General features: G+C 65.5%; 26 protein-coding genes. 10 read left to right on the plus strand and 16 right to left on the minus strand.

All coding sequences use genetic code 11. The annotated features are described in order from the left end of the window. Window positions 1-397 precede the first annotated feature (397 nt). From rpsU to K2U94_RS07280, 4 genes are all read left to right on the plus strand, one after another. Entirely contained in the window at window positions 398-682 is a 285-nt protein-coding gene (gene rpsU / locus K2U94_RS07265) for a 30S ribosomal protein S21 (protein WP_243066567.1), read from the plus strand. Between the two features lie 76 nt (window positions 683-758). Beyond that, a complete protein-coding gene (locus tag K2U94_RS07270) occupies window positions 759-974 on the plus strand; it encodes a hypothetical protein (RefSeq protein WP_243066568.1) in 216 nt (71 codons plus the stop codon). 168 nt (window positions 975-1142) lie between these two features. Then, a complete protein-coding gene (gene xseA, locus K2U94_RS07275; protein WP_243066569.1) occupies window positions 1143-2729 on the plus strand; it encodes an exodeoxyribonuclease VII large subunit in 1587 nt (528 codons plus the stop codon). Window positions 2730-2812: 83 nt separating this feature from the next. Next, window positions 2813-3571: a metallophosphoesterase family protein gene (locus K2U94_RS07280; protein WP_243068826.1), complete on the plus strand. Its 759-nt coding sequence runs from the start codon at window positions 2813-2815 to the stop codon at window positions 3569-3571. 3 nt (window positions 3572-3574) lie between these two features. On the opposite strand, the gene K2U94_RS07285 is transcribed toward K2U94_RS07280, so the two are convergent. From K2U94_RS07285 to K2U94_RS07305, 5 genes are read right to left on the minus strand one after another with little or no spacing between them, the layout of a single operon-like run. Then, on the minus strand, window positions 3575-4342 hold the full coding sequence (locus K2U94_RS07285) for a glycosyltransferase family 25 protein (protein ID WP_243066570.1): 768 nt from the start codon (window positions 4340-4342) through the stop codon (window positions 3575-3577). Next, entirely contained in the window at window positions 4339-5709 is a 1371-nt protein-coding gene (locus K2U94_RS07290) for a hypothetical protein (RefSeq protein ID WP_243066571.1), read from the minus strand. The genes K2U94_RS07285 and K2U94_RS07290 overlap by 4 nt, the downstream gene beginning before the upstream one ends. After that, entirely contained in the window at window positions 5624-6499 is an 876-nt protein-coding gene (locus tag K2U94_RS07295) for a rhamnan synthesis F family protein (RefSeq protein ID WP_243066572.1), read from the minus strand. The genes K2U94_RS07290 and K2U94_RS07295 overlap by 86 nt, the downstream gene beginning before the upstream one ends. Continuing rightward, on the minus strand, window positions 6496-7347 hold the full coding sequence (locus K2U94_RS07300; RefSeq protein ID WP_243066573.1) for a class I SAM-dependent methyltransferase: 852 nt from the start codon (window positions 7345-7347) through the stop codon (window positions 6496-6498). Before K2U94_RS07300 ends, K2U94_RS07295 begins: the two co-directional genes overlap by 4 nt. Continuing rightward, window positions 7344-8561, minus strand: a complete 1218-nt coding sequence (locus K2U94_RS07305; RefSeq protein ID WP_243066574.1) for a 6-phosphofructokinase — start codon at window positions 8559-8561, stop codon at window positions 7344-7346. The genes K2U94_RS07300 and K2U94_RS07305 overlap by 4 nt, the downstream gene beginning before the upstream one ends. 496 nt (window positions 8562-9057) lie before the next feature. Between K2U94_RS07305 and K2U94_RS07310 the strand changes: the two genes are divergently transcribed. The 3 genes from K2U94_RS07310 (at window position 9058) to K2U94_RS07320 (ending at window position 11898) form a co-directional block, all read left to right on the plus strand. After that, entirely contained in the window at window positions 9058-10041 is a 984-nt protein-coding gene (locus K2U94_RS07310; RefSeq protein ID WP_243066575.1) for a glycosyltransferase family 2 protein, read from the plus strand. Between the two features lie 145 nt (window positions 10042-10186). After that, the gene (locus K2U94_RS07315; RefSeq protein ID WP_243066576.1) at window positions 10187-11584 is read left to right on the plus strand and encodes a serine/threonine protein kinase; all 1398 of its coding nucleotides are present in this window, start codon (window positions 10187-10189) and stop codon (window positions 11582-11584) included. A gap of 80 nt (window positions 11585-11664) precedes the next feature. Further along, on the plus strand, window positions 11665-11898 hold the full coding sequence (locus tag K2U94_RS07320) for a DUF2093 domain-containing protein (protein WP_243066577.1): 234 nt from the start codon (window positions 11665-11667) through the stop codon (window positions 11896-11898). Between the two features lie 3 nt (window positions 11899-11901). Here the strand turns inward: K2U94_RS07320 and lpxK are convergent, their stop codons facing one another. The 4 genes from lpxK to K2U94_RS07340 form a co-directional block, all read right to left on the minus strand. Further along, window positions 11902-12966, minus strand: a complete 1065-nt coding sequence (gene lpxK, locus K2U94_RS07325) for a tetraacyldisaccharide 4'-kinase (RefSeq protein ID WP_243066578.1) — start codon at window positions 12964-12966, stop codon at window positions 11902-11904. A gap of 101 nt (window positions 12967-13067) precedes the next feature. Next, on the minus strand, window positions 13068-14363 hold the full coding sequence (locus tag K2U94_RS07330) for a 3-deoxy-D-manno-octulosonic acid transferase (RefSeq protein ID WP_243066579.1): 1296 nt from the start codon (window positions 14361-14363) through the stop codon (window positions 13068-13070). A 221-nt stretch (window positions 14364-14584) separates the two neighbouring features. Continuing rightward, window positions 14585-14821 carry a DUF4170 domain-containing protein gene (locus tag K2U94_RS07335; protein ID WP_243066580.1) on the minus strand — a complete coding sequence of 79 codons (237 nt, stop codon included), beginning with the start codon at window positions 14819-14821 and terminating at the stop codon, window positions 14585-14587. Beyond that, window positions 14818-15717, minus strand: a complete 900-nt coding sequence (locus K2U94_RS07340; protein WP_243066581.1) for a 3'(2'),5'-bisphosphate nucleotidase CysQ — start codon at window positions 15715-15717, stop codon at window positions 14818-14820. Before K2U94_RS07340 ends, K2U94_RS07335 begins: the two co-directional genes overlap by 4 nt. Window positions 15718-15934: 217 nt before the next feature. Between K2U94_RS07340 and K2U94_RS07345 the strand changes: the two genes are divergently transcribed. After that, window positions 15935-16474, plus strand: a complete 540-nt coding sequence (locus K2U94_RS07345) for a DUF6101 family protein (RefSeq protein ID WP_243066582.1) — start codon at window positions 15935-15937, stop codon at window positions 16472-16474. A gap of 9 nt (window positions 16475-16483) precedes the next feature. On the opposite strand, the gene ubiA is transcribed toward K2U94_RS07345, so the two are convergent. The 6 genes from ubiA to K2U94_RS07375 all read right to left on the minus strand — a co-directional run bounded on the left by ubiA (window position 16484) and on the right by K2U94_RS07375 (window position 21114). After that, window positions 16484-17437: a 4-hydroxybenzoate octaprenyltransferase gene (gene ubiA / locus K2U94_RS07350; protein ID WP_243066583.1), complete on the minus strand. Its 954-nt coding sequence runs from the start codon at window positions 17435-17437 to the stop codon at window positions 16484-16486. 3 nt (window positions 17438-17440) lie between these two features. Further along, on the minus strand, window positions 17441-17893 hold the full coding sequence (locus K2U94_RS07355; protein ID WP_243066584.1) for a hypothetical protein: 453 nt from the start codon (window positions 17891-17893) through the stop codon (window positions 17441-17443). Window positions 17894-17995: 102 nt separating this feature from the next. Continuing rightward, complete coding sequence (gene rnhA / locus K2U94_RS07360) at window positions 17996-18442, minus strand: ribonuclease HI (RefSeq protein WP_243066585.1); 447 nt, start codon at window positions 18440-18442, stop codon at window positions 17996-17998. Beyond that, the gene (gene thrB / locus K2U94_RS07365) at window positions 18439-19404 is read right to left on the minus strand and encodes a homoserine kinase (RefSeq protein ID WP_243066586.1); all 966 of its coding nucleotides are present in this window, start codon (window positions 19402-19404) and stop codon (window positions 18439-18441) included. The genes rnhA and thrB overlap by 4 nt, the downstream gene beginning before the upstream one ends. Window positions 19405-19459: 55 nt before the next feature. Continuing rightward, a complete protein-coding gene (locus K2U94_RS07370) occupies window positions 19460-20329 on the minus strand; it encodes an SDR family oxidoreductase (RefSeq protein ID WP_243066587.1) in 870 nt (289 codons plus the stop codon). Window positions 20330-20370: 41 nt separating this feature from the next. Further along, window positions 20371-21114 (minus strand): enoyl-CoA hydratase-related protein, encoded by a 744-nt coding sequence (locus tag K2U94_RS07375; RefSeq protein WP_243066588.1) that lies wholly within the window; start codon window positions 21112-21114, stop codon window positions 20371-20373. 136 nt (window positions 21115-21250) lie between these two features. On the opposite strand from K2U94_RS07375, the gene K2U94_RS07380 reads away from it, so the two are divergent. Beyond that, window positions 21251-22234, plus strand: coding sequence for an L-threonylcarbamoyladenylate synthase (locus K2U94_RS07380; RefSeq protein ID WP_243066589.1), 984 nt, complete (start codon window positions 21251-21253; stop codon window positions 22232-22234). 60 nt (window positions 22235-22294) lie between these two features. Beyond that, window positions 22295-23200: a LysR family transcriptional regulator gene (locus K2U94_RS07385; RefSeq protein ID WP_243066590.1), complete on the plus strand. Its 906-nt coding sequence runs from the start codon at window positions 22295-22297 to the stop codon at window positions 23198-23200. Here K2U94_RS07385 and acuI read toward each other — a convergent pair. Continuing rightward, on the minus strand, window positions 23197-24183 hold the full coding sequence (gene acuI / locus K2U94_RS07390; RefSeq protein WP_243066591.1) for an acrylyl-CoA reductase (NADPH): 987 nt from the start codon (window positions 24181-24183) through the stop codon (window positions 23197-23199). The two genes, K2U94_RS07385 and acuI, sit on opposite strands and share 4 nt — an antisense overlap. Between the last annotated feature and the right edge of the window lie 260 nt (window positions 24184-24443).

Raw genomic sequence — 24443 nt, forward strand, 5'->3', positions numbered from 1 at the left:
TCATGGGCCTCTCTTCCCTGAAAGCACGCTGAATGCAGAGCGCGGGCGCGCTCTGTCGGGTGTTTATCGATGTCGTGGAGATCATAAATAAGGACGCGGGAGCATTAAGCCGCTCACGGACGCGCCACGCCTGGGGCCAAAACTCGATTTGCTCTTGTTGGCGGTCAACAATGTCTGAAACAAGATGAGGTTGTATTTCCGTCTCTGGCCAATCCCCGCGCCATATCGTATAGAACGACGACAGGGTCGTTCGATGGTCGAACACGGAGCTCTCCCCGTATCTCCAAAATAATCGTGTTTCCCTGGGGCGGCAGTCGTTCTGGCGCTTGTTCGCACGTTTCGCGTCGCCGCCACCGGGCCGGTAGCGCATCCCTCGAATGCAAAGATCGGAGAATTCGTGCAGGTATTGGTTCGCGACAACAATGTCGAGCAGGCGCTTCGCGTGCTGAAGAAGAAAATGCAGCGTGAAGGTCTCTTTCGCGAAATGAAACAGCGCCGCGCTTACGAGAAGCCCTCGGAGAAACGCGCGCGGGAAGGCGCCGAAGCCATTCGGCGGGCGCGCAAGCAGGCGCGCAAAAAGGCGCAGTATGAAGGCTTGCTGCCCAAGCCCAAGCGCAAGGCCCCGCGCGGTCCGCAACGACCTGCGGCGCCGGCCTTTTCCGCGGCGCCGCCATCGCCTTGATATTTTAACGTGAAGCGTGCTGTTGCGATGAAATCAACCGTAGAATCGGCCTGCGGCGATGCGGAGAAATGAAAATATGGCGCGCAAACCTGGCTCGAAGAGCGAATTTGTCTTGTTCGACGTCATGTACGAAGACGGCGCCACGCGTTCAAACCGGCGCGTTCCGAAGGAGATTCTTGGCGGCCTCGATGGCGATGAACCGGCGCGGGCTTTTCTCGAAACGCAGGATCGGGAAATCGCCCAGCGCTCGGGTCGCCCAATGGCGGCGATCAAAGTCGTGCGGCGCTCATGAGGAATGAACAGACCGAAGATTAGAGGAAATCTTTGCCGTTCGGTTCTGTGACCGCTTGCCGCCCGGACCCGAAATTCCATTGCAGACGCTCCCCGGCTCGCGTCGCTTTCTCCGCCATCGCCAAATCTGCTAGACAGGATGAATGTCTCCGACTCGTGCGATCCCGTCATGAGCGAATCCGTCTCGCTGACCAATGCGCCGGAAGTGACCGTCTCGGAACTGTCCGGGGCGCTCAAGCGCGCGATCGAGGACCAGTTCGGCCATGTGCGGCTGCGCGGCGAGATTTCCAATTATCGCGGGCCGCATTCCTCCGGCCATTGCTATTTCTCGCTGAAGGACGCCAGCGCCCGCATCGACGCGGTGATCTGGAAGGGAACTTTTGCGCGTCTGCGCGCCAAGCCGCACGAAGGGCTGGAGGTGATCGCCACCGGCCGGATCACCACCTTCCCCGGCAAATCCTCCTATCAGATCATTATCGAACAGCTTGAGCCGGCAGGGCTTGGCGCCCTGATGGCCTTGCTCGAGGAGCGCCGGAAAAAACTCGCGGCCGAAGGCCTGTTCGACGAGGCGCGCAAGAAAAAACTGCCCTTCCTGCCTGCGGTCGTCGGCATCGTCACTTCGCCGACCGGGGCGGTGATCCGCGACATCCTCCACCGGCTGAACGACCGTTTTCCGCGCCGCGTTCTGGTCTGGCCGGTGCGGGTTCAGGGCGAGACGTCGGCGGCCGAGGTCGCGGCGGCGATTCGGGGTTTCAACGCGCTCACCCCCGGCGGCGCCGTTCCGCGCCCCGATCTGCTGATCGTCGCGCGCGGCGGCGGCTCGCTCGAAGATTTGTGGAGCTTCAACGAGGAAGAGGTTTTGCGCGCGGCGGCCGCGTCCGGCGTCCCGCTGATTTCGGCCATCGGCCATGAGACCGACTGGACCTTGCTCGATCTGGTCGCCGACCTGCGCGCGCCGACGCCGACCGGCGCCGCCGAAAAAGCCGTGCCGGTGCGCGCCGAATTGCTGACGGACCTCGCCAATGTCGCGCGCCGCCACGACGCTGCGGCCCTGCGGCTCCTGGATCGCCGCCGCGCCGATTTGCGCGCCCTGGCCCGCGCCCTGCCGGGACCGGAAAGCCTGCTCGCGACGCCGCGCCAGAGAGTCGATCGCGCCGGCGATAAATTGCGCGCGAGCGCGGCGGCCGCGCTCGCGCGGCGCCAGCTTGCGCTCGCCAACGCCTCCCGTCTGCTGACGCGCCACGCCCCGCACGCCGAATTGCAGCGCGCGACCGGCCGCCTGAACAATCTCGCTTTCCGGCTCGGCGCGGTCCGCGCGGCGCTGGTCGAGAAGCGGGGCGAGCGGATCGCGACGCTATGCGCAAGGTTCGGCGCCGCCCGCCTCGCGCGCCTCGCTTTGCTGCGCAACGACCTGCGCGCGCAGGACGAAAGGAGGCGGGCTTTGGCGACCCGGCTCGATGCGGCGGCGCTCGCCTCTCTGGCGCGGCGGCGCGAATGGCTCGGCCACGCCGATCAGATGCTGGCGGCGGTCGGCTATCAGGCGGTGCTGCGCCGCGGATTCGCGCTGGTGCGCGACGCCGACGGCGCTCCGGTGCGCTCGGCCGCTCAGGCGCCCGAGGGCGCGCGTCTCACTCTGCAATTCGCGGATGGCAAGATCGCCGCGACTGCCGGTCCGCCCCTCGAACGGGCGGCGCCGAAAAAGCGCGCGCCGGCGCGGCGCAAGACCGAGGCCGGCGGACAGGGCAGTCTTTTCTGACGGAATTGTCGAAAAGTCGCGGCGGGGACGCGACGCGCGGCGCGATTTGATCTAGAAATAGAATTTCATTGATCTGGATCAAAATGCTGATTGCGCTTCTCACCGATATTCATGGCAATCGCGAGGCGTTCGACGCGTGCCGGATGGAGGCGCGGCGGATGGGCGCCCAGAAATTCGTCTATCTTGGCGATCTGATCGGTTACGGCGCGGATCCCTGTTATATCGTCGATTGCGTCGCTGAGGATGTCGCTCAGGGCGCGATCGCCGTGATGGGCAATCACGATCTCGCGGCGGTCGGCGGGGCGTCGCCATATATGAACGACGCCGCCCGCGCCGCGATCGAATGGACCGCGCGACGCCTGGACAAGGCCCAGCGCGATTTCCTTGCCGCAATGCCTTATACCGCCGCGACGCTCGGCGAGGGCGGCGAGCAGACCCTGTTCGTCCACGGCGACGCCAGCGCGCCGGAACGCTTCAATTATGTGACCGGCATCGACACCGCGGAACGTTCGCTGCGCGCGGTCGAGGCCCGCGTCACCTTCTGCGGCCATGTTCATCGCCAGCAACTCTATCATGTCGCGCCGGGCAAGCCGCCGACCTTTTTCGCGCCGACTCCCAATCTGCCAACGCCGCTTGCCCGTAGCCGGCGCTGGCTCGCGGTGCTCGGCTCGGTCGGCCAGCCGCGCGACGGCAATCCTTTGGCCTGTTTCGCGCTTTACGACGACCTGCGCGGGACCGTGACCTTCAGCCGGGTCGATTATGACGTTGATCAGGCGGCGAGAAAAATATTCGCCGCCGGCCTGCCGGAATTCCTTGGCGAGCGCCTTTTCCTGGGATGGTAGAGCTTACCGGAACGGTATGACCTCGGGCTTGAGGCGGCGGAACAGCCGGTTGACCAGATAACGTCTGGCGCGGCCGATATCGTGGACGACGCGGATCGTTTCCCGTTTCAATTTGAACCACAGTCGGGGGAGGAAGCCGTCGGGACCGGGCCGGTCGGTCCGGGCGATGGCGCTGACGAAATTCGCGCCCGGCGCGTGATGTTTCTCGTAGCGCGAATCCTGGACGGCGACGGCGGGCGTGAGTTGAAAGACATTCAGCCTTTCGCCGATCGGGTCTTCCGGAAAGAGGATGTAATCGACCGGCCGGGTCGGATTTTCGCTCAGGCGCAGGAAGGTTTCGGCGCCGCGGCGGCTCAGAATATAGGCGGCTGAGCTTTCGTGGCGGGTGTAGAGCCGCGCGAGCCCGCGTCCGAGCGGGGCGGGCGACTGCGCGCCGACCATGACCACATTATAGAAACTGTCGAGCTTGACTGCATGCGCCTCGGCGGGAATCCAGTATTCCCCGATCACGAAAGCTGGAAATTCCGGCGAGAAATGAAGATCGTCTTCCAGAAAGCAGGCGAAGGAATCCGGCGTGGCGAGGAATTTTCGCCAGGCGATCCGGTGGCTGTCGATACAGGCGATCTGGAACCGGTTCAGGCCCTTTTTCGTCGGCGGATTCCTGCTGCCGTCTACCGCCGCGACGCGCTCGAAATCGACGCCCTGGAGCATCTGTTCGGTGTGGACGCGGCGCTCCGGCGCGCGGTCGAGATTGATGTAATAGACCTTCAAAGTCCGCTCGCCCCCGTTTCCCTGAGGTCTTGTTCAAGTTCATGATCGGCCAGGATGGTCCACATTTCGACGCCGGGATCAATGCCGTTCGCGGACAAATAAAGATAGAGCGCGCCGCCTTCGAGGTCGATGGCGCGTTGGTGCCGCGCCGCGACGCGGTCCACCACCGCGACGGTCGCGCCGAAAAGCCGCCGCACCGTCGCGCCGATCAGGGCGTCCACGCCAAAGCCGCTGATCCCGGAGCGGAAGCAATCGGCGCTCGCGGCCAGCGCCCGCCGCGACAGGGCGGGCATCATGATCTCGACGTAATTGACCCGCCTGAAGCCGGGCGAGCCCGCCTTTTGGAACAGGGCAAGGAAGGAGCCATAGGAGCCTTCGGCGAGCGCCGGCTGGGCGAGGTCGAGGCTGTTGTTCCGCATGGTTTCGAAAAAATCGGCGAGTTGCGCGGCCGAAAGGTCGATGTCGTCGTCGAGGAAAAGCACATAATCATAAGGGTCGAAAAGCTGCGGCCGCGCCTCGATCAGTTCGGCGATCGCGGTGGTCTTGGTTCCGTTCTGGACGAAGACATATTCCGCTTCCCGGGGCGGCTCTTTCGGCTCGTGATAATAATTGAGCATCAGGTCGTAGCGCCGTTCGGGCGCATGCAGCGCGGCGGGATGGCCGCCATTGGTCTGCACGAAGACGAGCCATGGCCGCCGCGCCGCCCCCTCATGAAGCGCGCGCAGCTTGATGGCGGCGCGAAAGGCGGCCTGATTGGCCTCAAGGTCCTGCCGGTTCAGGACGCAGGATTTTTTGCCGTCGCCGCGCCGCCTGTGAAAGATTTTCATCAGGCTCCGCGCCAGCCTTTTGTTGCGGGTGCGATAGGCGCCAGCGACGAAGGCGAGCGAAACCTCCGGGGAGGGATCGAGCCGCTTCGCAATGCCTTGTTCCGTCATATAGGCCCAGGGCGAGGCGGCCGCCTTTGCTTCCGGATGACGCGCGACGAACCAATCCTCGTCGAATTCGGCGCAGGCCGGGGCGCCGTGAGGCGCGCGCAGAAAGGTGGCGAAAGCGCTGGCGCCGGGGGCTTGCGGCTTTCGCGCGCGAAAAAAGTCGGGATCGAAGAACGGCGTCGGACGATAGCCGCGCTTTTCGCCGGCGAGCAGGTAATGAAACAGGGCGAGAGGCGCGAGATAGCGCGACGAAAGATGCAGCCAGGCATAGTCCGCGGCGCGGAAGGCGCGGGAATTCAGGATCGTCCAGCTATCGGCAAGAATGGGGAGAATGGTTCCGGCTCCGGCTTTATCTGGTCCTGACCCAGCCCTGCTCCAATTCGCCGGAGCCGATGACGGTCTCGAAAGCTTCGGCGTCGTCCGAGGTCCCGACATGGAGCGAGCGATAGCCGGCGCGTTCGGCGGCGTAAAAAATCAATCGTTCGAGCGCATGGGCGGTCGTGCCGTCCACCTGGCCATGTTCCGGCTCGAAGGACGAAAAGGCCAGGTCGAGGTCGAGCAGGGGAGCCAACGCGGCAGGTCTTGCCCAGAACATCGACCCGGCGGGAAAGTCGAGTCGGGTCGAACGCTCTAGCCTTACGCCCATCCGCCGCGCCAGATAAACCGTCTTGCAATAATTCTTGCCCCATTGGACGCCATAGACGACCGACGGATGGACGCGCGGCGCGATCACGCCAAGATGAGGATAGGTTGCGAACAGCCCAAATATGCTGCGCAAGACGTCCGGGGAGCCGAGCAGGCTGTCGAGGATGAATTCCAGCCAGCGCGCCAGTTCCTCGGCGTGCGGCGATTTTTTCGTGTGGATATGCAGGACCAGATCGCATGCGCGCTGCTCGTCCCTGAAACCGACGAATTTCGGCGCGATGTCGCGGCCGCGGTTTTCGAAAATGCGAACGTCCGGCGCATAGGATCGCAGCGCCGCTTCCAGAAAATTCTTTTTTTCGGGCGTGTCAGTCGAGACGAACAGGCGGAAGGGCGCGCCGATATGGGCGAGATAGGGAAGGATGCGCTGGATTTCCTGTTCATAGAAGGCGTGGACGAATATGCCTATCTTCGGCTCGCCGGTCGGCGCTTCGGCCAACGCCGCGATCGGAAGGGCGGCATATCGGTATCTGATCAAGCCGGGCGGAATCTTCAGGAGCCGGCGCCATCTCGCGTCGTTCATCGCCGGCGCCTCTTGGGTCGAAAATAACGAAACGGGTCGGCGGCCGTCTTGATAAGGCTGTTCCGGAACCGGTCGGCGACGGTCAGGCGAAAATCCTCGTCTTTTGGCCGCAGGGTTTGGAAGTCGCTCTCGAATTGGCGCAAGAGGCCAAGGATCGTCGCCCTTTCCGCCCATCTTTCGCCAAGCAGCCCGAAGCGTTCGCGAAGCCGGCGGGCAGAGTTGTCGTCGAGCGCGAAAAGTTTCGCCACCGCGTCCGGCGTCTGTGGCCCCGGCGCCGCCAGCGCAAGGCCTTCGCCCCGGGGAAAGACGAAAAAGGACTGGCCGTTGTGGAGGTCTTCGACGGGTTCGCCATGGATAAGCACAATGCCGCGCGGCGAAATCTTCTTCCGCCAGCGCCGGAATTCTTCGCGCGCGTCCAGAAGCCCGCCGGACGCGTTGATGTGGAGGAGGTCGATCGATCCATCCGCGAAGGCGTCGAGCGCGTCCACGGATCGTATCCGCATCAGCCGGGAAAAGCCGGCGTATCGATGATCGTGGAATTTGGCGAAGTCATCGAAACGCTCGTCGCCGCCCGGATCGGACCAAAGGTCCACGCCGTGGAGCCGGCAATCCAGGCGAAGGCGCAGCGCGGCCTCGCAGAACGCCGCGTAGGACACCCCGCGATCAACGCCCACCTCCAGCACGATGCGCGGCCGCGTCGCCGCCACCAGCCAAAAGGCGAAGGGAACATGGGCCCACCATGCGCTTTCCTCGTCCAGCAGTTCGGGCGTCCAAAAGGCTGGCTCGAACTCGTCCGCCAGAAAGGCGCCGAGCCCGGCCGACCCCCGATCTTGCGTTTTTCCGCTCACGCCTTGTGCAGGACCTTGGCCACATGGTTCGGGCGCAGGCGATAGGCGTCGGGCATTCCCGAGCCGAGCAGCGGACGTAGGTAGAGGCGGAAGGCGTCGGTGACGTCGGTGCCGCAGTCGGACAGGAATTCGTCCTCCATCACCCGGGTCTTGCCGGCCACCGTTTCGAGCGGAACCAGCTCGTAATCGACGGAATAGAATCCCGTGCGCTTGATCGAGACCGAGCCGTTCCGGCCGCTCCACATCGCATATTGCACCGCCTTCTCGCCGACCTCGCGCGCTTCGCGCTGATCGACGTCGGAGACGCAGCCGATGAAGGAGCGCTGGAGATAGCCGAAAGTGTCGCCGCGCACGCGCTTGATCTTCAGCTTGTTCTTGATCTCCTCGCACAACAAGTCGGCGAGCGCGCCGGTGCCGGAAAGCTGGATATTGCCATGGGCGTCATGCTCGACCTGTTCGGCGAGCTTGGTGACGATCGGCGCGCCGGCGGCGTCGTGGACGCCTTCCGAAACCGCGACGACGCAGCGGCCCAGCCGTTCATAGATGCGCTTGACGTCGGCGAGGAATTTTTCGGTGTCGAAAACCCGCTCGGGCACATAGATGAGATGGGGGCCGTCCTCGGGGAATTTCTTGCCGAGCGCGGAGGCCGCCGTCAGGAAGCCGGCGTGGCGGCCCATCACCACCGCGACATAGATGCCGGGAAGGGAGGCGTTGTCGAGATTGGCCCCGGCGAAGGCCTGCGCGACGAAGCGCGCGGCGGAGGGAAAGCCGGGGGTGTGGTCGTTGCCGACGAGATCGTTGTCGATCGTCTTGGGGATATGCACGCAGCGCAGGGCATAGTTCGCCTTGATCGCCTCATCGGCGACGATGCGTACGGTGTCGGAGGAATCGTTGCCGCCGACATAGAAGAAGGCGCCGATCTCATGGGCCTGGAGCACCTTGAAGATCTCGTGGCAATATTTGGCGTCCGGCTTGTCGCGGGTCGAGCCCAGCGCCGAGGAGGGGGTGTTGGCGACCATCTCCAGATTGTGGCTGGTCTCCTGGGTCAGGTCGAGCAGGTTCTCGTCCACGATGCCGCGCACGCCGTGATGGGCGCCATAGACGCGCTCGACGCCTGCGAATTTGCGCGCCTCCAGCACGACGCCGGCGAGCGACTGGTTGATCACCGCGGTCGGACCGCCGCCTTGGGCGACGAGAATTTTCTTCGGCGTCATCAAATTCCTCCCCTTGAAAACAGGGCAGTTTTATAGCGGCGGGCGGAAAAGGGAAACCGGTTTTTGCCGCGGCGCCGGACGCCGAGGCTTGGCTCCGCATCGCCGCGCGGGCTATAGAGCGGCGCGCGCGAAGGCCGACGCCGGTTTTACGCGCAACCCCGAAAAACCAGGCAAACTGGAGCCGCTGGCGATTCCGCCGGATCGCCATTGGTTCCCCTGTCAGTTTTGTTCAGATGTTCAAATCTTGAGGACTAATGGAATACGCATTCGTACCGCCCAGCAGCAGGTCTCCGCTTGGGCGTGGAAAATTGTGTAGGTTTTTCAAACAATTTTACCGAGGATATGGTCCGCCGCCATTCAGTATCCGATTGAAAGTGGGCCGCAGATGTTAGGATTCAACGAGTCGATTGGGTGTCGAAACTTGTCAGGAGGCCCAATCGAAGTGTAGGAACCTCATCATGTCGCGCCAGGGTAAACGTTCGAAGGGAATTGGACCTTGACCATCACGGTTGCCGCAATCATTCCTCTTTATAATGGCGCGCCGTTCATCATTGAAGCGCTTCGCAGCGTTGTCGCGCAGACCGACCCTCCCGACGAGGTGATCGTCGTCGACGACGGTTCGACCGACGAAGGTCCCGCGCTCGTTGAAGAATTCGCGCGCAATCACCGCATCACGATCCTCAGGAAGCCGAACGGCGGCCAATCGTCGGCCCGCAACACGGCGATCATGCACACAAACTGCTCGCACATCGCGCTGCTCGATCAGGACGACGCATGGTACGATAATCATCTTGCGGTTCTGAAAGCGCCTTTCGAAAGCCCGCCGGTTCGGGATCTGGCCTTCGTCTATGGCAATTTGGACCAGATCGATCGCGAGGGCCGCATGGTCGCCCATTGCGTCCTCGACGCCGTTCCGTCGCCGCAGCCGAAGCGGTCTTTGCAGGATTGTCTGAGTTACGACCAGTTCATTCTTCCCGGCGCCTCGCTGATCGCGAAAGACGCCATGGTGGCCGTCGGTCTGTTTGACGAGCGGCTTTCCGGCTATGAGGACGACGATCTATTCCTGCGGCTGTTCATGGCCGGCTACCGAAGCGTTTATGTCAACGAGGCCGTAACGCGCTGGCGCATCTACGCCGGATCGACATCCTTCAGCGCAAGGATGGCTAAATCCCGCATGATTTACTTTCACAAGCTCATCGAACTGTTCCCCGACGATCCGCGCCTGGGCGTATACTGGCGGCGCAACTTCATCGCGCCGCGTTTTTTCGAGATCGCTTACAACGAATTTTATAATGGCTCGAAAAACGGCGAAGCGGCTCGTCTGGCGCATGGCTGGACGGCCATGCTTGAAATCGTCCCCTACATGAAGAATCGCGTCCGTCGGCGCATGAACTGGGTCGCCCCTGTCGTGGGCCGGATCTATCGGGGGCGGCTGACGGGCGTCGCGCGAAGGCTGGTCCGTTTCGCGGCGCGCGCCTGACGGCCCAATATCGGCGCGTCGGCGCGCCTCCGGCGCTTCATGCGTTCGTGAGCCGGGCCGCCAACCGAGGAGTTCACCGATTCCGTTCGACCGCCTCGCCTTTTCCGATTTGCATCCCGGCGACGTCATCGACGGATTTCGCCTGATGGAGCGCATCCATGTCGGCGGCATGGCGCATCTGTGGCGGGTGACCCGCGACGACATGTCGCCTCCGGCGATTCTCAAGGCGCCGATCATTCAGGACGGCGACGACGCCACCGCCATCGTCGGTTTCGAGATGGAGCAGATGATCCTGCCGCTGCTCCACGGCCCCCATGCGCCGAAATTCATCGCCTCGGGCGATTTCAGCCGCCAGCCCTATATCGTCATGGAGCATATTGCGGGCGAAAGCCTGCTCGGCTGCATCGATCACGCGCCGCTGCCGATCGACGACGTGGTCGAGATCGGCGTCGGCGTCGCGCACGCTTTGGCCGATCTCCATAGCCAGAACGTGATCCATCTCGACGTCAAGCCATCGAATGTCATCCGCCGGGCCGGCGGCGGCTTCGCTTTGATCGATTTCGGCCTGTCGCGCCACGACCTGCTGCCCGACCTGCTGGCGGAGGAATTCCGCCTGCCGCTCGGCACTGGCCCCTATCTGTCGCCAGAGCAGATTTTGCGCGATCGCACCGATCCGCGCAGCGATATGTTCGCGCTCGGCGTCATGCTCTATTTCCTGCTGACCGGCGTGCGGCCATTCGGTTCGCCGCGCCAGCGCCGGGCGCTCGCCCGGCGGTTGTGGCGCGACCCGGAGCCGCCCGTCCGCCACCGCCCCGACTGTCCGCCCTGGCTTCAGGAGGTCATCCTGCATTGCCTGGAGCCGGAGGCCGACAAACGCTATCCCACCGCCGCGCAACTCGCGCTCGATCTCGCCGAACCGGAGCAGATTCGCCTGACCGAACGGGCGGAAAAGCGCCGCGCCGATTCCTGGCTCACGGCGCGGCGGCGCTGGTGGGCGCAGAAATTCGCGCCGATGAGGACGCCGCGAAGCATCGCCGCCCGGCGCGCCGCCGCGCCGATCGTCATGGCGGCGCTCGACCTCGGCGACGCCAATGCCGCGCTGGGCGAGGTCCTGCGCGACACGGTCGCCCGAATCATGGCCGCCGCGCCCGGCGCGCGGCTTGCCTGCGTCAGCGTCATCAAGACCAGCCGGCTGCGCCTCGACAGCGCCCAGGACGAGTTCGGTCGCAATCTCCATGTGCGGCGGCTGGTGGAGGCGCGGCGCTGGGCAGCCGGGCTCGGCCTGCCCTCGGCCCAGATCACCGCCCATGTGCTTGAGGCGAGCGATCCCGCGGCCGCTTTGATCGATTTCGCCCGCGAAAATTTCGTCGATCAGATCGTGATCTGCGCCTGCTCGGGCCGGCGCGGCGGCATGGGCCCGGTCGCCGCGCGGATCGGCGCCCAGGCGCCCTGCACCGTCACGCTCGTCCGCCCGCCCCAGCCCGCGGAGGCCGGCGCCGGCGACGAGGTCCCGATGGAGCCGGACGTGGGGCTGGGAATTTAAGCCCGGGATTGAACGGCGAGGCGATTGGCGGTACATCGGTGGAAGCCCCGACGGGAGCGCGGGGGAATTGGATGAGGCCGATGAACCGCATTGATCGCCGGGTCCCGATGAGCGGGCCGGCCGAAATCGAATATCTCGACGGCGATTTCAAGATCAAGAAGCCGGGCGCCTTCGTCGTTTGCGCGGCGACCGGCGCGCATATCATGATCGAGGAATTGCGCTATTGGAACGTCGACCGGCAGGAGCCCTATGCCGGGCCCGAGGCGAAAATGCTGCGCCTGCAGCAGCTCGGCGAATTGCCGCGCAAGCCGTAAGTCCTACATTTTGATTTCGCCGGAAAGCCGGCCGGCGCCGCGGAATTTCGCCACCACGTCCAGCAGCAGTTGGCGCAGGTCGTCGCCTTCCTCGACCACGAGCCCGACCGGCAGAGCCTCGGGCTGGGGAAGATCCTGCCGCAGAACGGGCAGGAAGGGCGCGAGCTTGACCATGTCTTTTTCAGTCGTCACCAGCAAGGCGTTGAGCGCTTCGGCCTGGCGTTGCAGCGCGGCGATTTCGGGCGGCCGGTAGGGATAATGGTCGGGGAAGCTGTGCCGCGCGACAATCCGCGCGCCGCAGGCTTCGAGCGATTCGAAAAATTTTTGCGGCCGGCCGATTCCCGCGAAGGCCACGACCTTCGCGCCGAGCATGCGCAGGGCGGCGTTGGCGTCGGGCGCGAGCCGGCCGTGGAAGACCGGCTTGCCGGAGGCTTCGAACAGGCTCGCCGCGGCGTGGCCCGCTTCGCCCTCGCCGATCACCAGCGCCGCCGAGGAAAGCTTGAGCTGGAGCGCAATGGGCGCTCGCAAGGGGCCGGCCGGCAGCAGGCGGCCATTGCCGAAGCCGACGGCGCCGTCGATGACGGCCAAGGCGAAGTCGCGGCGCAGGCTCGGGTTTTGCAGGCCGTCATCCATGACGATCAGGCTGGCGCCGCCGGCGAGCGCCAGCATGGCGCCGGTCGGGCGGTCGCGCGCCACCACCGTCTGGGCGACGCGGGCGAGCAGTAGCGGTTCGTCGCCGGCCTGGGCCGCGCCGTGGCGGCGCTGGTCGACCAGATGGGCGCCGCCGTCGGCGCTGAGCGCCCCGCCATAGCCGCGCGACAGGAAACAGGGCGTTTCGCCGGCGCGCTTGAGCCACTTGGCGACGGCCAAAGCGGTAGGGGTTTTGCCCGCGCCGCCGACCACGAAATTGCCGACGCAGATCACGGGCGCGGTGACCCGCGAGCCCGCGCGCGCCATCCGGCGCGCCGCCGCCCGGCCGTAAAGCGCGGCCAGGGGCGAGAGAATCGCGATCATGATCCGCCCGAACAGGCCGGGTTTTGCGGACCACCAGAAAGCCGGCGCGCGCATGGGGCCTCGCAAGGTCTTACGCCCATCGGACCCCGAAAAGGGCCGATGGCGTCCGCGCCGACCGGCGCGGCGCCGGCTGGCCAACGGTATGATAGGTAAATCTAGAAGGCCTCAGGCCGAGATACAATCATGTGCGCGATATAATGTTCCAGCGCCAGCATGATTTTGTCGGTCGCGCCGCCGAGCTCGCCGACAATGCGGCGCGATTCCTCGGCGGTGCGGCGCAGCAGGGCAGGGTCGGTGAACAAGGCTTCGAGCTGGCGGGCGAGGGCGTTGGCGTCGGCGACCCTGATCGCTCCGCCCTGGCTGTCGAGCGCGCCATAGACGTCGAGGAAATTGCCGATATGGGGGCCGTGAAGGATCGCCGAGCCGAGCTTGGCCGGCTCGATCGGATTCTGGCCGCCTTCCCCGGCGAGCGACTTGCCCATGAAGATCACGCTCGACAGACGATAGAACAGGCCGAGCTCGCCGATCGTGTCGCCCACATAAACCTGGGTCGAGGGACGGATCGGCTCGCCGCGCGAGCGCAGGGCGGCTTCGAGCCCGGCGGCCTCGGCCTCGGCAACGATGTCCGGGCCGCGATGCGGGTGGCGCGGCGCGAGGACCGTAAGCAGGCGCGGAAAGCGCGCGGCCAGGGCCTTGTGCGCCTGGAACGCGAGCGCCTCCTCGCCCGGATGGGTCGAAGCGGCGATCCAGATCGGCCGCGGGCCGATCTGGCGGGCGAGCTCGTCGAGGCGGGCGGGGTCGGCGGGCGGCGCGTCCACGTCATATTTCAGGTTGCCGATGGCGTCCACGCGCGGCGCGCCGAGCTGGAGCAGGCGCGCGGCGTCGTCCCGGCTCTGGGCGAGGCAGAGATCGATCTTGCCGAGCAGCGCCGAGATGAAGCCTGGCAGGCGCCGCCAGCGTTCGAAGGAGCGCGGCGACAGCCGGGCGTTGACCAGAGTGATCGGGATGTTGCGGGCGTGAACCGCGCAGATGGTGTTGGGCCAGATTTCGGATTCGGCGAGGATGAACAGATCGGGCCGCCAATGGTCGAGAAAACGCTCGATGAAGGCGGGCGCGTCGAGCGGCGCGAATTGATGGGTCGCGCCCTCCGGCAGCCGTTGCGCGAGGATGCGCGCTGAGGTCACCGTGCCGGTGGTGACGAGGACATGGAAGCCCTTTGCGATGAGGCGGCCGACCAAAGGCAGCAGCGCCAGGCCTTCGCCGACGCTCGCGCCATGCAGCCAGGCCAGACGGCCCTGGGGACGGGGCTGGCTCGCGCGTCCGCGGCGCTCGCCGATCCTTTTGATGTCTTCCTTGCCGTTGCGGCCGCGTCGCCAAAGGAAAACGCCGCTGAAAGGGGCAAGGCCCCTGGCGGCGGCGCGGTAGACGGGCAGAAAAACCGCAGAACTCATCGCAGTCCGGTCTCGTTATTATTTTTCGGCCGCGTCGGGGGCCGTCGTCCGGCTCCTCCGCTTAGGGCGCGGCGAATTTGCTCGACCATTCGGGCCGAAACGCGGCGAAGACGTGAAAAGCTCACGCTCCGCCTCCGACCAAGCCTTTGGCTCAGGCGACGAATAACGCAGATCCGGGGAAATTGCGAGGGCCCGACCGTAAGAACGCCGCGGCGCCGGGCTCAATCGTCCGAAGGGTCGAGAACGCGGTGAAGATGGACGATGAAATAGCGCATATGGGCGTTGTCCACCGTCGATTGCGCCTTGGCCTTCCAGGCGGCGTGGGCGCTGTCGAAACTGGGGTACATGCCGACGAAGTCGATTTCCGAAATATCCTTGAAGTCCGTGGTTTCGATATTCTTCAGCTCGCCGCCGAAAACAAGGTGCAGCAGCTGCTTGGGCTCGACTTCATGGCTCATTGGCAATCACCCTTCAATGGCATGGCGGCGCGTTCGCGCGCGGCCTTCGCCGCGCCGTCGCGCGCCGCCCGGATCAGATCGGCTTGGAGGCCGGGCGGTCCCGCGGCGAGGGCGGGATGTTTCGGCTCGACCTGGTTGTACAATGGCGCGCGGCCGGCAAAGTCGGTCAGCGCGCCGCCTGCCTCGCGCAAGATGAGGTCGGCGGCGGCGATGTCCCAATCATAGGCGTTCGCGCGGGAGAGGGCGGCGTCGAATTCGCCGTCGGCGACCCGCAGCAGGCGCATGGCGAGCGAGGGCAGCTGGGGTTTGCGCTCGAAGGCGAGACCCGCGCGCCGGAGATCGGCGGCCAGGGGCTCTGGCGCCGAAACCGACGCGCCGGCGATCGCCGGCCGGCCGGAGACATTGATCGGAACGCCGTTGCGGCGCGCGCCGCCTCCCAATATGGCCGTGAACGTTTCATCGAGCGCCGGCGCATGCGCCACGCCGACGACCGGCCGGCCGCCGGCGACGAGCGCGATGCAAATGGCGAAACAGGGATCGCCCGAGGCGAAACCGCGCGTGCCGTCGATCGGATCGACGACGAAAACCATTTCGCGCCTCAGCCTCTCGGGCGAATCGGCGGTTTCCTCGGACAGCCAGCCGGCCTCCGGCGCGAGCGCGCTTAAGCTTTCGCGCAGAAAATGGTCGATGCGCAGATCGGCTTCGGTCACCGGCGAGCCGCAGGCCTTGTGGCTGACCTCGGCGTGGGTCGGCCCGCCGTGGCGGAAATAATCCATCGCGATCGCGCCGGCCTCGCGCGCGATCGCCTCGATGCGAGGCAGAATGGCGGCATAGGCGGACGGATCGGACAATGCGCGGCCCTGGCTGGAAGGATTGACGTTTCGTGTAATCGTCATGTCACCGCAGCGCAAGACATTTCGCAAGTGCGAAAATCGCGCTTCTCTCCCGCTCGTGAAACAGTTGCCGACAATTTGAACAATTGCCCTAACAGCGGGTTCGACATGCCGCGCGCCCAGGCGAAATCGCTAAAATGCCGCCTGTTTTATTAGCACGGTCGAGGAGGGTTGCGGCGAAAGATCGGCCCATCGCGGAAATCTCCCGCAGGAGCAGATCATGTCCCAGCCCCAGGCCGCCATTCTCGCCCGCTTCGTCGCCGACGATCCGCGCGCCGATTCCGGCAAGCGCGAGGTCGGCGTCGCGGCCGAGGCCATCGCCATCGATCGCTGCGTGGCCGGCGTGCGGATGCGCCTTTCGGTGCCGGTGCGCAGCTTTCGCGGCGTCGTGCTGGCCCTTCACCAAAGCGCGCGCGGCCTGCTCTATCGGGTGATTCTGGCGCATGCCGATCCCGAACTCGATCTGGTGCTGGCGGAAGCCGAGAACGAGAAGGACATCGCTCCCGATTGGCTGGCCTGGGCGCAATTCTTTCGCCTGCCGCGGCTGGCGCGCAGCGCCCAAGGCGACGCCTCGCTCGTGGAAGGCCGCCTCGTGGAGGGCCGGCTCGGCGAGGTCAGGACCGGGACGGTTCAGCCGCGCCGGCGCGGCTGGCCGCTGAAGGAGCGGCGCTCCGCCATGTCGGCGCGGCGCAAGGCCGGCGCGAAAGGCCGCGTCCTGCCGGTCCATTGCGGCGAGCGCGAAATCATCTGCTACGAATGAGCGCCGATCTCAGCGGACCAGATAAAACAGCAGGTTCTCGGTGAAGAGGCCGACGGAGAGCAGGAAGCCGGCGAGTCCGTTGGAGCGGAACAACCTGAGCGCCTTGGCCTCGTCGTCGGCGTCGAGCCCGCGAATCTGCCACACGAGATGCGAGGCGAAGGCGAGCAGGCCGAGATGGGCCGCAAGGCCCGCGCCCGCGAGGACAAGGGCGACCTCGGCGCAGAGCACGGTCAGAAGATAGAAAACCGCCACCGCAAGCTGCACATGCTCGCCGAACAACAAAGCGGTGGATTTGACTCCGGCGGCGACATCGTCCTTGCGGTCCTGAATGGCGTAGATCGTGTCATAGCCGATGGTCCAGGCGACGCATGAGGCGTAGAGCCACAGCGCCGGCGCGGCGAGGCCGCCGGTCTGCGCCGCCCATCCCAACAGAGCGCCCCAGGAGAAGGCGAGGCCGAGCGCGGCCTGCGGCCAGGACGTGAAGCGCTTCATGAAGGGATAGATCGCGACCGGGACGAGCGACAACAGGCCGAGAAGAATCGCGAAACGGTTGAAGGACAGCAGGACGGCGAGGCCGACGAGACCCTGGGCGGCCATGAAGATCGCCGCATTGCGCGGACTGACCCGGCCGGAAGGCAGCGGCCGCGCGGCCGTGCGCTCGACCCGGGCGTCGATCTTGCGATCGATCAGGTCGTTGAAGGTCGATCCCGCCCCGCGCATGGCGACAGCGCCGATGAAGAACAAGGCGAGCAGGCCATAATTGGGATTTTCAAGGCGATAGATGCAGGCGAGGCAGATCGAGGACAGGCATGGGGCGAGCAATAATTGCCACCCTGCCGGACGGTCGAGCCGCGCGAGCTGGACATAGGGCGTCCAGCTTGCTGGAAGGCGCCGCCACAGGCTGGAGGCCGACGCGTCAGGAAGCTGGGGCTGAGCGGCCCCGTCGACCGCCGGCGCCGGCATGGCTCAGAGCGGTCCGGCGGGGAGCTTCGGCGGAGGCGGCAGATTGCCGAGGCCGGCGCCGCCGCCGCTCTCCTGCATCTGCTTGGCCTTGGCGGCCAGGGCGCAGGCCTGTTCGGCGATCTTGGCGGTGCGTTCGGTGTTTTGCTTGAAATTGGCGAGGAAATCGTCCGGGATGTTGCACCAATCTTTGTTCTTGGCGAAATAATTCGCCATTTTGGCCTCGATTTCCTTCATCTTGCGCAGATGCGGACAGGCGGCGATGGGATCGAGCTTGTTGCCGTGCGCCTTGGAAATGGCGTTGAGCGCTTCGATCTCGGTGTTGCGGCTCTTGCCCAAGGCGGCGAGATCCTCGTTGCAGCTTTGCGCGCGCGCGGCTCCCGAGAGCGCGGAAAAGCCCAGGAAAAAGACGCCGAGAAGGAAAAATGGACGCATCGAGGCGATTATCGCTTTGATCATTGTGTCCCGCTTTGGCAGCGCCCCCGCCGCATTTTTAAGCTTCTTTAGCAAAAAGCGCCTTGGAGGCGCAAGCGCCGGCTGTCTCTTGCGGCAAATACGTCCCTATCCGCCCTTCCGATAAGGCGCCATGCCGGCCCGCGCCAGCGCGTCGGCGCGCTCGTTCATCGGGTCGCCGGCATGGCCCTTGACCCAATGCCAGGCGATGTCGTGGCGCTGGGCGGCCTCGTCGAGCCGCTTCCACAAATCCTCGTTCTTGACCGGCTTTTTGTCGGCGGTCCGCCAGCCGTTGCGCTTCCAGCCAAGCATCCACGAGGTCACGCCCTGGCGGACATATTGCGAATCGGTGTGGAGATCGACGGCGCAGGGGCGGGTCAGGGCCTCCAGGGCCGAAATGGCGGCGGTGAGCTCCATTCTGTTGTTGGTGGTCGTGGGTTCGCCGCCCGAAAATTCCTTCTCGGCGCCGTTGAAGGTCAGGATGGCGCCCCAGCCGCCGGGTCCCGGATTGCCCGAACAGGCGCCATCGGTCCAGATCGCGACGCGGCGGCTCATTCGATGAGCCCATATTCGCCGGCGTTGTCGATGGTCTGGTGGAAGCGCAATTTGCTTAGATATTCCAGAGGGTTTTTGGGCTTGACCAGGGCGCCGGGCGGCACGTTGAGCCAGTCGTAGAGCCGGGTCAGCAGGAATCGCATGGCGGCGCCGCGCGCCAGAACCGGCAGGGCGCCGCGCTCGACGTCTTCGAGCGGGCGCAGGCTCTGGTAGCCTTGCAGCAAAGCCCGGCCCTTGGTGGCGTTGAAGGAGCCGTCCGGCTCGAAACACCAGGCGTTGAGGCAGATCGCCAGATCATAGGCGAGCGCGTCGTTGCAGGCGAAGTAGAAATCGATCAGGCCGGAAAGTTTCGGGCCGATGAAAAAGACATTGTCGGGAAAAAGATCGGCGTGGATCACGCCCTGGGGCAGATCGCATGGCCAGAGCCGCTCAAGGGAATCGAGTTCCGCGGCAATTTCCTGCGCCAGTCCTGGCGAAACCTCGTCGGCGCGGGCGCGCGAGGCGGCGAACAATTCGGGCCAATGCGCGACCGAGAGCGCGTTGCGGCGGAAGAGGCCGAAATCGCCGCCGGCGAGATGCAATTGCGCCAATGCGCGACCGGTTTCGGCGCATTGGCGGGCTTCCGGCTTGCGGACCGAGACGCCGTCGAGGAAGGTGACGATCGCCGCCGGGCGCCCGGCGAGCGTTCCGAGCGCCTCCCCGTCGCGGCGCTTGACCGGCAGCGGGCAGGACAGTTTTTTCGCCGCCAGATGCTCCATCAGGCCGATGAAGAACGGCAGGTCGTTCGGCCTCACCCTTTTTTCGTACAGCGTGAGAATGAAACGCCCGGCTTCGCAATGAAGCAGGAAATTGGAGTTTTCGACGCCCTCGGCGATGCCCTTGAAGGATAGAACGGCGCCGAGGTCATAAGCGCTGAGGAAAGCGAACAGGGCCTCGTCCGTGACATCCGTATAAACCGCCATCTTTTGCGACTCTCCCCGCGCGCCGAAGACGTGTTAGCGGCGCGGGAGGGAAGCGTCAAACCGCCGGCTTGAGCGAAACGCCCTCCGGCACGGGCGTATCTTCGGGGACGAAAAAATCCGGGGCGAGCGGGCTGGTCGGATCGACGCGATAGGCGTCGAAATCCTTTACGCCGCGCGAGGCCAGCAGAACGTCGTCGATGAAAAACTGGCCGGTCGCTGCGCGGCTCGGCGAGGTGAAAATCGCATAGGCCGCGTCGCCCATGATCTCCGGCTTGCGCGAGGCGCGCATGATCTGTTCGCCGCCGAGCAGATTGTTGATCGCGGCGGTGGCGATGGTGGTGCGCGGCCACAGGGCGTTGACCGCGATTCCCTTCGGGCGGAACTCGCCGGCAAGGCCGAGCACGGCGAGGCTCATGCCGAATTTGGCCATGGAATAGGCGGTGTGGGGCGCGAACCACTTTTCCTTCATGTCGAGCGGCGGCGCCAGCATCAGCACATGGGGATTTTCGGCCTTGGCGAGAAAAGGAAAGGCGAGTTTCGCCGTCATGTAGGAGCCGCGCGCATTGACCTGATGCATGAGGTCGAAACGCTTCATGTCGATCTGCTGGCTGCCCCCGAGCGCAATGGCGCTGGCGTTGTTGACGACAATGTCCAGGCCGCCGAAAGTCTCCGCCGTCCGGGCCAGGGCCGCGGCCACCTGGGCCTCCTCGCGGACGTCCACGGTCAGGGGCAGGGCGCGGCCGCCGGCGTCCTCGATCTCTTTCGCCGCGGTGAAAATGGTGCCCGGCAAATTGGGATGTGGCTCCGCCGTCTTGGCCGCGATGGCGATATTGGCGCCGTCGCGCGCCGCCCGCAGCGCAATGGCGAGGCCGATGCCGCGCGAGGCGCCGGTGATGAACAGGGTTTTGCCAGCAAGACCAGCCATGATGTCCTCCCTTGGGTTACTTGCTCTTGTTGAGGCTTGCGTTACTTGCTCTTGTTGAGGAAGGCCGCCAGCGCGGCCTGGGCTTGCGGCGACGCCAGGGCGTTGCGGAAGGCTTCGAGTTCGGCGTCGATTCGGGTGAGGATCTCCTCCTTGTCGCCGCGCAGGAATTTACGCGCGGCCATCAGGGCGGTGCGCGGCTTGGCCGCGAGTTTGGCCGCCTTTTCCCGCGCCGTCGCGAGCAGGGAGTCTTGGGCGACGATGTCGTTGACAAGGCCGGCGGCGAGCGCCTCGGCGGCCGAAAAGCTTTCGCCGGCGAGCAGCCAGGCGCTGGCGCGGGCCATGCCGACCCGGCGCGGCAGCAGAAGCGAGGAGCCCGCCTCCGGCAGCAGGCCGAGATCGATGAAAGGCAGGGAGAAGCGCGATTCGGGCGTCGCATAGATCAGGTCGCAATGGAGCAGCAGGGTGCAGCCGACGCCGACCGCGAGCCCATCGACCGCAGCGACGAGCGGCTTGGGAAAAGCGGCGATCTTGCGAATGAAATCGGCGCCGGCCATTTCCCCGCCCGCGCTGACCGCGGCGACGAAATCGCCGATATCGTTGCCAGCGCAAAACACGCCGCCGGCGCCGGCGACGAGGACGGCGGCAATGTCCAGGTCGCGCTCGGCTTCGTGGAGGGCCACGTTGAGCGCGCGGTACATGGCGTTGGTCAGGGCGTTCTTCTTGGCGGGCCGGTTGATGGTCAATTCCAGCACCGCGCCCCGCCGGGCGATTTCGATATCCGCCATGCCGTTCCTCCCCCTGTCCTCGCCCATTGTTCTTGCCTGACGCGCGCGCCGGTGTCATGTGCATCGGCAACAAAGGCGGGATATTAGTTTATAGGTGAACTATATTTCCGCGCCAGCGTCAAGCAGGATTGGCCGATTGAACAAGGAAGACAAGCGCGTGACCCGGCTGCTCGCGCCCGGTCCGGCGGGAATCGCAGAAGCTGCGGGGATTTTGCGCGCCGGAGGGCTGGTCGCGCTGCCGACGGAAACTGTCTATGGTCTCGGCGGCCTGGCGACCGATCCGCGCGCGGTGGCGGAAATCTATCGCGCCAAGGACCGGCCGAGCTTCAATCCCCTGATCGCCCATGTCGCAGATGTCGCGGCGGCGCGGCGCGAGGGGGTTTTCGATGTTAGGGCCGAGAAATTGGCCGAGGCGTTCTGGCCGGGGCCGCTGACTCTGGTTCTGCCGCTCGCGCCCGGCGCAACAGTCTGCGATCTGGCGCGGGCGGGCCTCGACAGCATTGCTTTGCGCATTCCTGGCAATGTCCTGACGCGCAGCGTGATCGCGGCGGCGGGCGGTCCGGTCGCGGCGCCCTCGGCCAATCTGTCAGGCCATGTCAGCCCGGCGACCGCCGCCCATGTGCTGGCCGACCTCGATGGCCGGATCGACGCCGTGGTCAGCGGCGGCGCCTGCCCGGTCGGCGTCGAATCGACGATAGTTTCCCTGCTCGACGAGACGCCCCGCCTCCTGCGTCCGGGCGGCGTTCCGCGCGCCGAAATCGAGCGCGTCCTGGGTGAAAGTCTTGCCGGAGCCGTGGAGGACGAGGCCGGCCAGCCGGTCGCGCCGGGCCTGCTCGCCTCCCATTATGCGCCGCGCGCCTCGGTGCGGCTCGAAGCGGAAACACTGCGAGAGGGCGAGATCGGGCTCGATTTCTGCGGCCGGTTCGCCGACGCCCCCGGCAGGGCGCTGGACCTTTCGCCAAGCGGCGACCTGACCGAGGCGGCGGCCAATCTTTTTTCCATGCTGCGGGCGCTCGACGCGAGCGGGGCGCGCGAAATCGCGGTCGCGCCAATCCCGGAAGAGGATCTCGGCGAGGCGATCAACGATCGCCTGCGCCGCGCGGCGGCGCCGCGCGGCTGATGCTCTGCGGGAAGCGCCGCCAACCTTGCGCTTTTTCTGGAATCGACCCATTTTGACGTCATGAATCAGATCAGTTGGGACGATTTCCGCCTGGTGCGCGGAATTTCCGAATCGGGGTCGCTGGTCGGCGCCGCGGCGTCGCTCAATCTCAACCATTCGACCGTTTTTCGCCGTCTTGGCGCCCTTGAGGCGATGATCGGCGCCAAATTGTTCGAACGTTCGCGCAACGGTTATTCGCCCACCGCCGCCGGCCAGGAAATGGTCGCCCTGGCCGAGCGCATGGGCCGCGACGTCACCGATTTCGAGCGGCGCATCGCGGGGCGCGACGAAAAACCGTCCGGCCTGCTGCGGGTGACGACCAACGACGCCTTGTTCAATTACGTGCTCGCGCCCATTCTGGCGAGTTTCCGCAAGGCTTTTCCGGACATTCAGCTCGACGTGCTGGTAACCAACCAGCCGCTCAATCTCTCGCGCCGCGACGCCGACATAGCAGTGCGCTCGACCTATGCGCCGCCCGAAACCCTCGTCGGCCGGCGCATCGGCCCGTCGGTTTGGGGCCGATACGTCTCACGCGCGCTTTACGAGAAAGGCTTCGACCTCGCCGACGAGAGCAACACCTATATTGCCTTCAACGAACAATTCGGCGGCGTGGACGTTTTCGACTGGATCGAGAAGGAAATCCCGCCGCACCGCATCGCCATGCGCTGCAACACCACGGTCGGCCTCGCGAAATGTATCGCCCAGGGCGTGGGGATCGGCTTCCTGCCGCGCTTCGTCGGCGACCAGCACCCCGAACTGGTATGCACCGACGAACCCATGGCCGGACGCGGCGCCGTGCTGTGGCTTCTGACCCATCCCGACCTGCGCCACGCCGCGCGCGTGCGCGCCTTCATGGATCATGCCGGCGTCGAACTGAGCCGGCGCCGCGCCGTCCTCGCCGGCAACGGCCAGGGCGAGGGGATTTAGCCGATTTCCACAATCACTCGCCCGCGCACCTTGCCCTGGAGAATGTCGGCGGCGGTGTCCATGATTTTGTAGAAACCGATGGTTTGGCTGAGTTCTGCGAGCTTGGTCTGGTCGAGATCGCGCGCCAGCCGCTCCCAGGCTCGCAGGCGCACCGCCTTGGGCTTCATCACGCTGTCTATGCCGAGCAGGCAGACGCCGCGCAGGATGAAGGGCGCGACGGAGGTCGTCAGGTCCATGCCCTGGGCGAGGCCGCAGGCGGCGACGGCGCCTTCGTAAGAGGTCTGGGCGAGGACATTGGCGAGGGTGTGCGAGCCGACCGCATCCACCGCCGCCGCCCAGCGCTCCTTGCCGAGCGGTTTTCCGGGGGCTGAAAGTTCGGCGCGGTCGATGATTTCGGATGCGCCGAGATAAGTCAGAAAATCAGCCTCTTCCTTCCGGCCCGTGGAGGCGATGACCCGCCAGCCGGCCGTGGCGAGCAGCGCGATGGCGATCGAGCCGACGCCGCCCGCCGCGCCGGTGACGAGGACGGGGCCGCGATCGGGCGTCATCCCCTGCTTTTCCAGCGCCAGCACCGCGAGCGCCGCGGTATAGCCCGCCGTTCCGATCGCCATGCTTTGCGCGGCGGTAAAGGCCTTCGGCAGCGGCACGAGCCAATCGCCCTTGACCCGCGCCTTTTGCGCATAACCGCCGAAATGAGTCTCGCCGCAGCCCCAGCCGTTGAGGACCACCGCGTCGCCCGGTTTGAAGTCCGGATGTGACGAGCTTTCGACTACGCCGGCGAAGTCGATGCCCGGGATCATGGGGAAGCGCCGCACCACCGGATTCTTCCCGGTGATGGCGAGGCCGTCCTTGTAATTGACCGTTGAATGGCTGACGCGCACGGTCACGTCGCCGTCCATCAACTCGGATTCGTCGAATTCAGAATAGGTCGCGCGGTAGCCGGACGCATCCTTGTCGATGCGGATGGCCTTGAATTTGGACATGGGGCGCCTCCGTTGGGCGGGCATGAGACTGCGCCGCGCGGAGAGCGTCAAGCGTGGTCAGGGGAAAAGCGATTTGCATCCCGGCAAGGAAAGGATGGGCGTCGCCAACTGGCGTTGTGCCGGAGGGGCGGCGGACCTGGTTGGTTCCGGTTGCTGGGCGGGCGGTTAAACTCTCCTGACCGGCCGATCGACCGTCGGACAGAGCGGAGTCGGCAAATCGCAATTACCAACCCCACGAGAAATCGGTTAGCGTTCCACGC

The organism is Candidatus Rhodoblastus alkanivorans, from assembly GCF_022760755.1.
Classification (GTDB): domain Bacteria; phylum Pseudomonadota; class Alphaproteobacteria; order Rhizobiales; family Beijerinckiaceae; genus Rhodoblastus; species Rhodoblastus alkanivorans.

Excerpts from the sequence above, each read along its gene's own strand:
- K2U94_RS07270 (WP_243066568.1), top strand. The coding sequence starts at position 759 with ATGGCGCGCAAACCTGGCTCGAAGAGCGAATTTGTCTTGTTCGACGTC.
- xseA (WP_243066569.1), top strand. The coding sequence starts at position 1,143 with ATGAGCGAATCCGTCTCGCTGACCAATGCGCCGGAAGTGACCGTCTCG.
- K2U94_RS07280 (WP_243068826.1), top strand. The coding sequence starts at position 2,813 with ATGCTGATTGCGCTTCTCACCGATATTCATGGCAATCGCGAGGCGTTC.
- K2U94_RS07290 (WP_243066571.1), bottom strand. The coding sequence starts at position 5,709 with ATGTCGGGACCTCGGACGACGCCGAAGCTTTCGAGACCGTCATCGGCT.
- K2U94_RS07295 (WP_243066572.1), bottom strand. The coding sequence starts at position 6,499 with ATGAACGACGCGAGATGGCGCCGGCTCCTGAAGATTCCGCCCGGCTTG.
- K2U94_RS07305 (WP_243066574.1), bottom strand. The coding sequence starts at position 8,561 with ATGACGCCGAAGAAAATTCTCGTCGCCCAAGGCGGCGGTCCGACCGCG.
- K2U94_RS07315 (WP_243066576.1), top strand. The coding sequence starts at position 10,187 with ATGGAGCGCATCCATGTCGGCGGCATGGCGCATCTGTGGCGGGTGACC.
- K2U94_RS07320 (WP_243066577.1), top strand. The coding sequence starts at position 11,665 with ATGAACCGCATTGATCGCCGGGTCCCGATGAGCGGGCCGGCCGAAATC.
- lpxK (WP_243066578.1), bottom strand. The coding sequence starts at position 12,966 with ATGCGCGCGCCGGCTTTCTGGTGGTCCGCAAAACCCGGCCTGTTCGGG.
- K2U94_RS07330 (WP_243066579.1), bottom strand. The coding sequence starts at position 14,363 with ATGAGTTCTGCGGTTTTTCTGCCCGTCTACCGCGCCGCCGCCAGGGGC.
- K2U94_RS07335 (WP_243066580.1), bottom strand. The coding sequence starts at position 14,821 with ATGAGCCATGAAGTCGAGCCCAAGCAGCTGCTGCACCTTGTTTTCGGC.
- K2U94_RS07340 (WP_243066581.1), bottom strand. The coding sequence starts at position 15,717 with ATGACGATTACACGAAACGTCAATCCTTCCAGCCAGGGCCGCGCATTG.
- K2U94_RS07345 (WP_243066582.1), top strand. The coding sequence starts at position 15,935 with ATGTCCCAGCCCCAGGCCGCCATTCTCGCCCGCTTCGTCGCCGACGAT.
- ubiA (WP_243066583.1), bottom strand. The coding sequence starts at position 17,437 with ATGCCGGCGCCGGCGGTCGACGGGGCCGCTCAGCCCCAGCTTCCTGAC.
- K2U94_RS07355 (WP_243066584.1), bottom strand. The coding sequence starts at position 17,893 with ATGATCAAAGCGATAATCGCCTCGATGCGTCCATTTTTCCTTCTCGGC.
- rnhA (WP_243066585.1), bottom strand. The coding sequence starts at position 18,442 with ATGAGCCGCCGCGTCGCGATCTGGACCGATGGCGCCTGTTCGGGCAAT.
- thrB (WP_243066586.1), bottom strand. The coding sequence starts at position 19,404 with ATGGCGGTTTATACGGATGTCACGGACGAGGCCCTGTTCGCTTTCCTC.
- K2U94_RS07370 (WP_243066587.1), bottom strand. The coding sequence starts at position 20,329 with ATGGCTGGTCTTGCTGGCAAAACCCTGTTCATCACCGGCGCCTCGCGC.
- K2U94_RS07375 (WP_243066588.1), bottom strand. The coding sequence starts at position 21,114 with ATGGCGGATATCGAAATCGCCCGGCGGGGCGCGGTGCTGGAATTGACC.
- K2U94_RS07385 (WP_243066590.1), top strand. The coding sequence starts at position 22,295 with ATGAATCAGATCAGTTGGGACGATTTCCGCCTGGTGCGCGGAATTTCC.
- acuI (WP_243066591.1), bottom strand. The coding sequence starts at position 24,183 with ATGTCCAAATTCAAGGCCATCCGCATCGACAAGGATGCGTCCGGCTAC.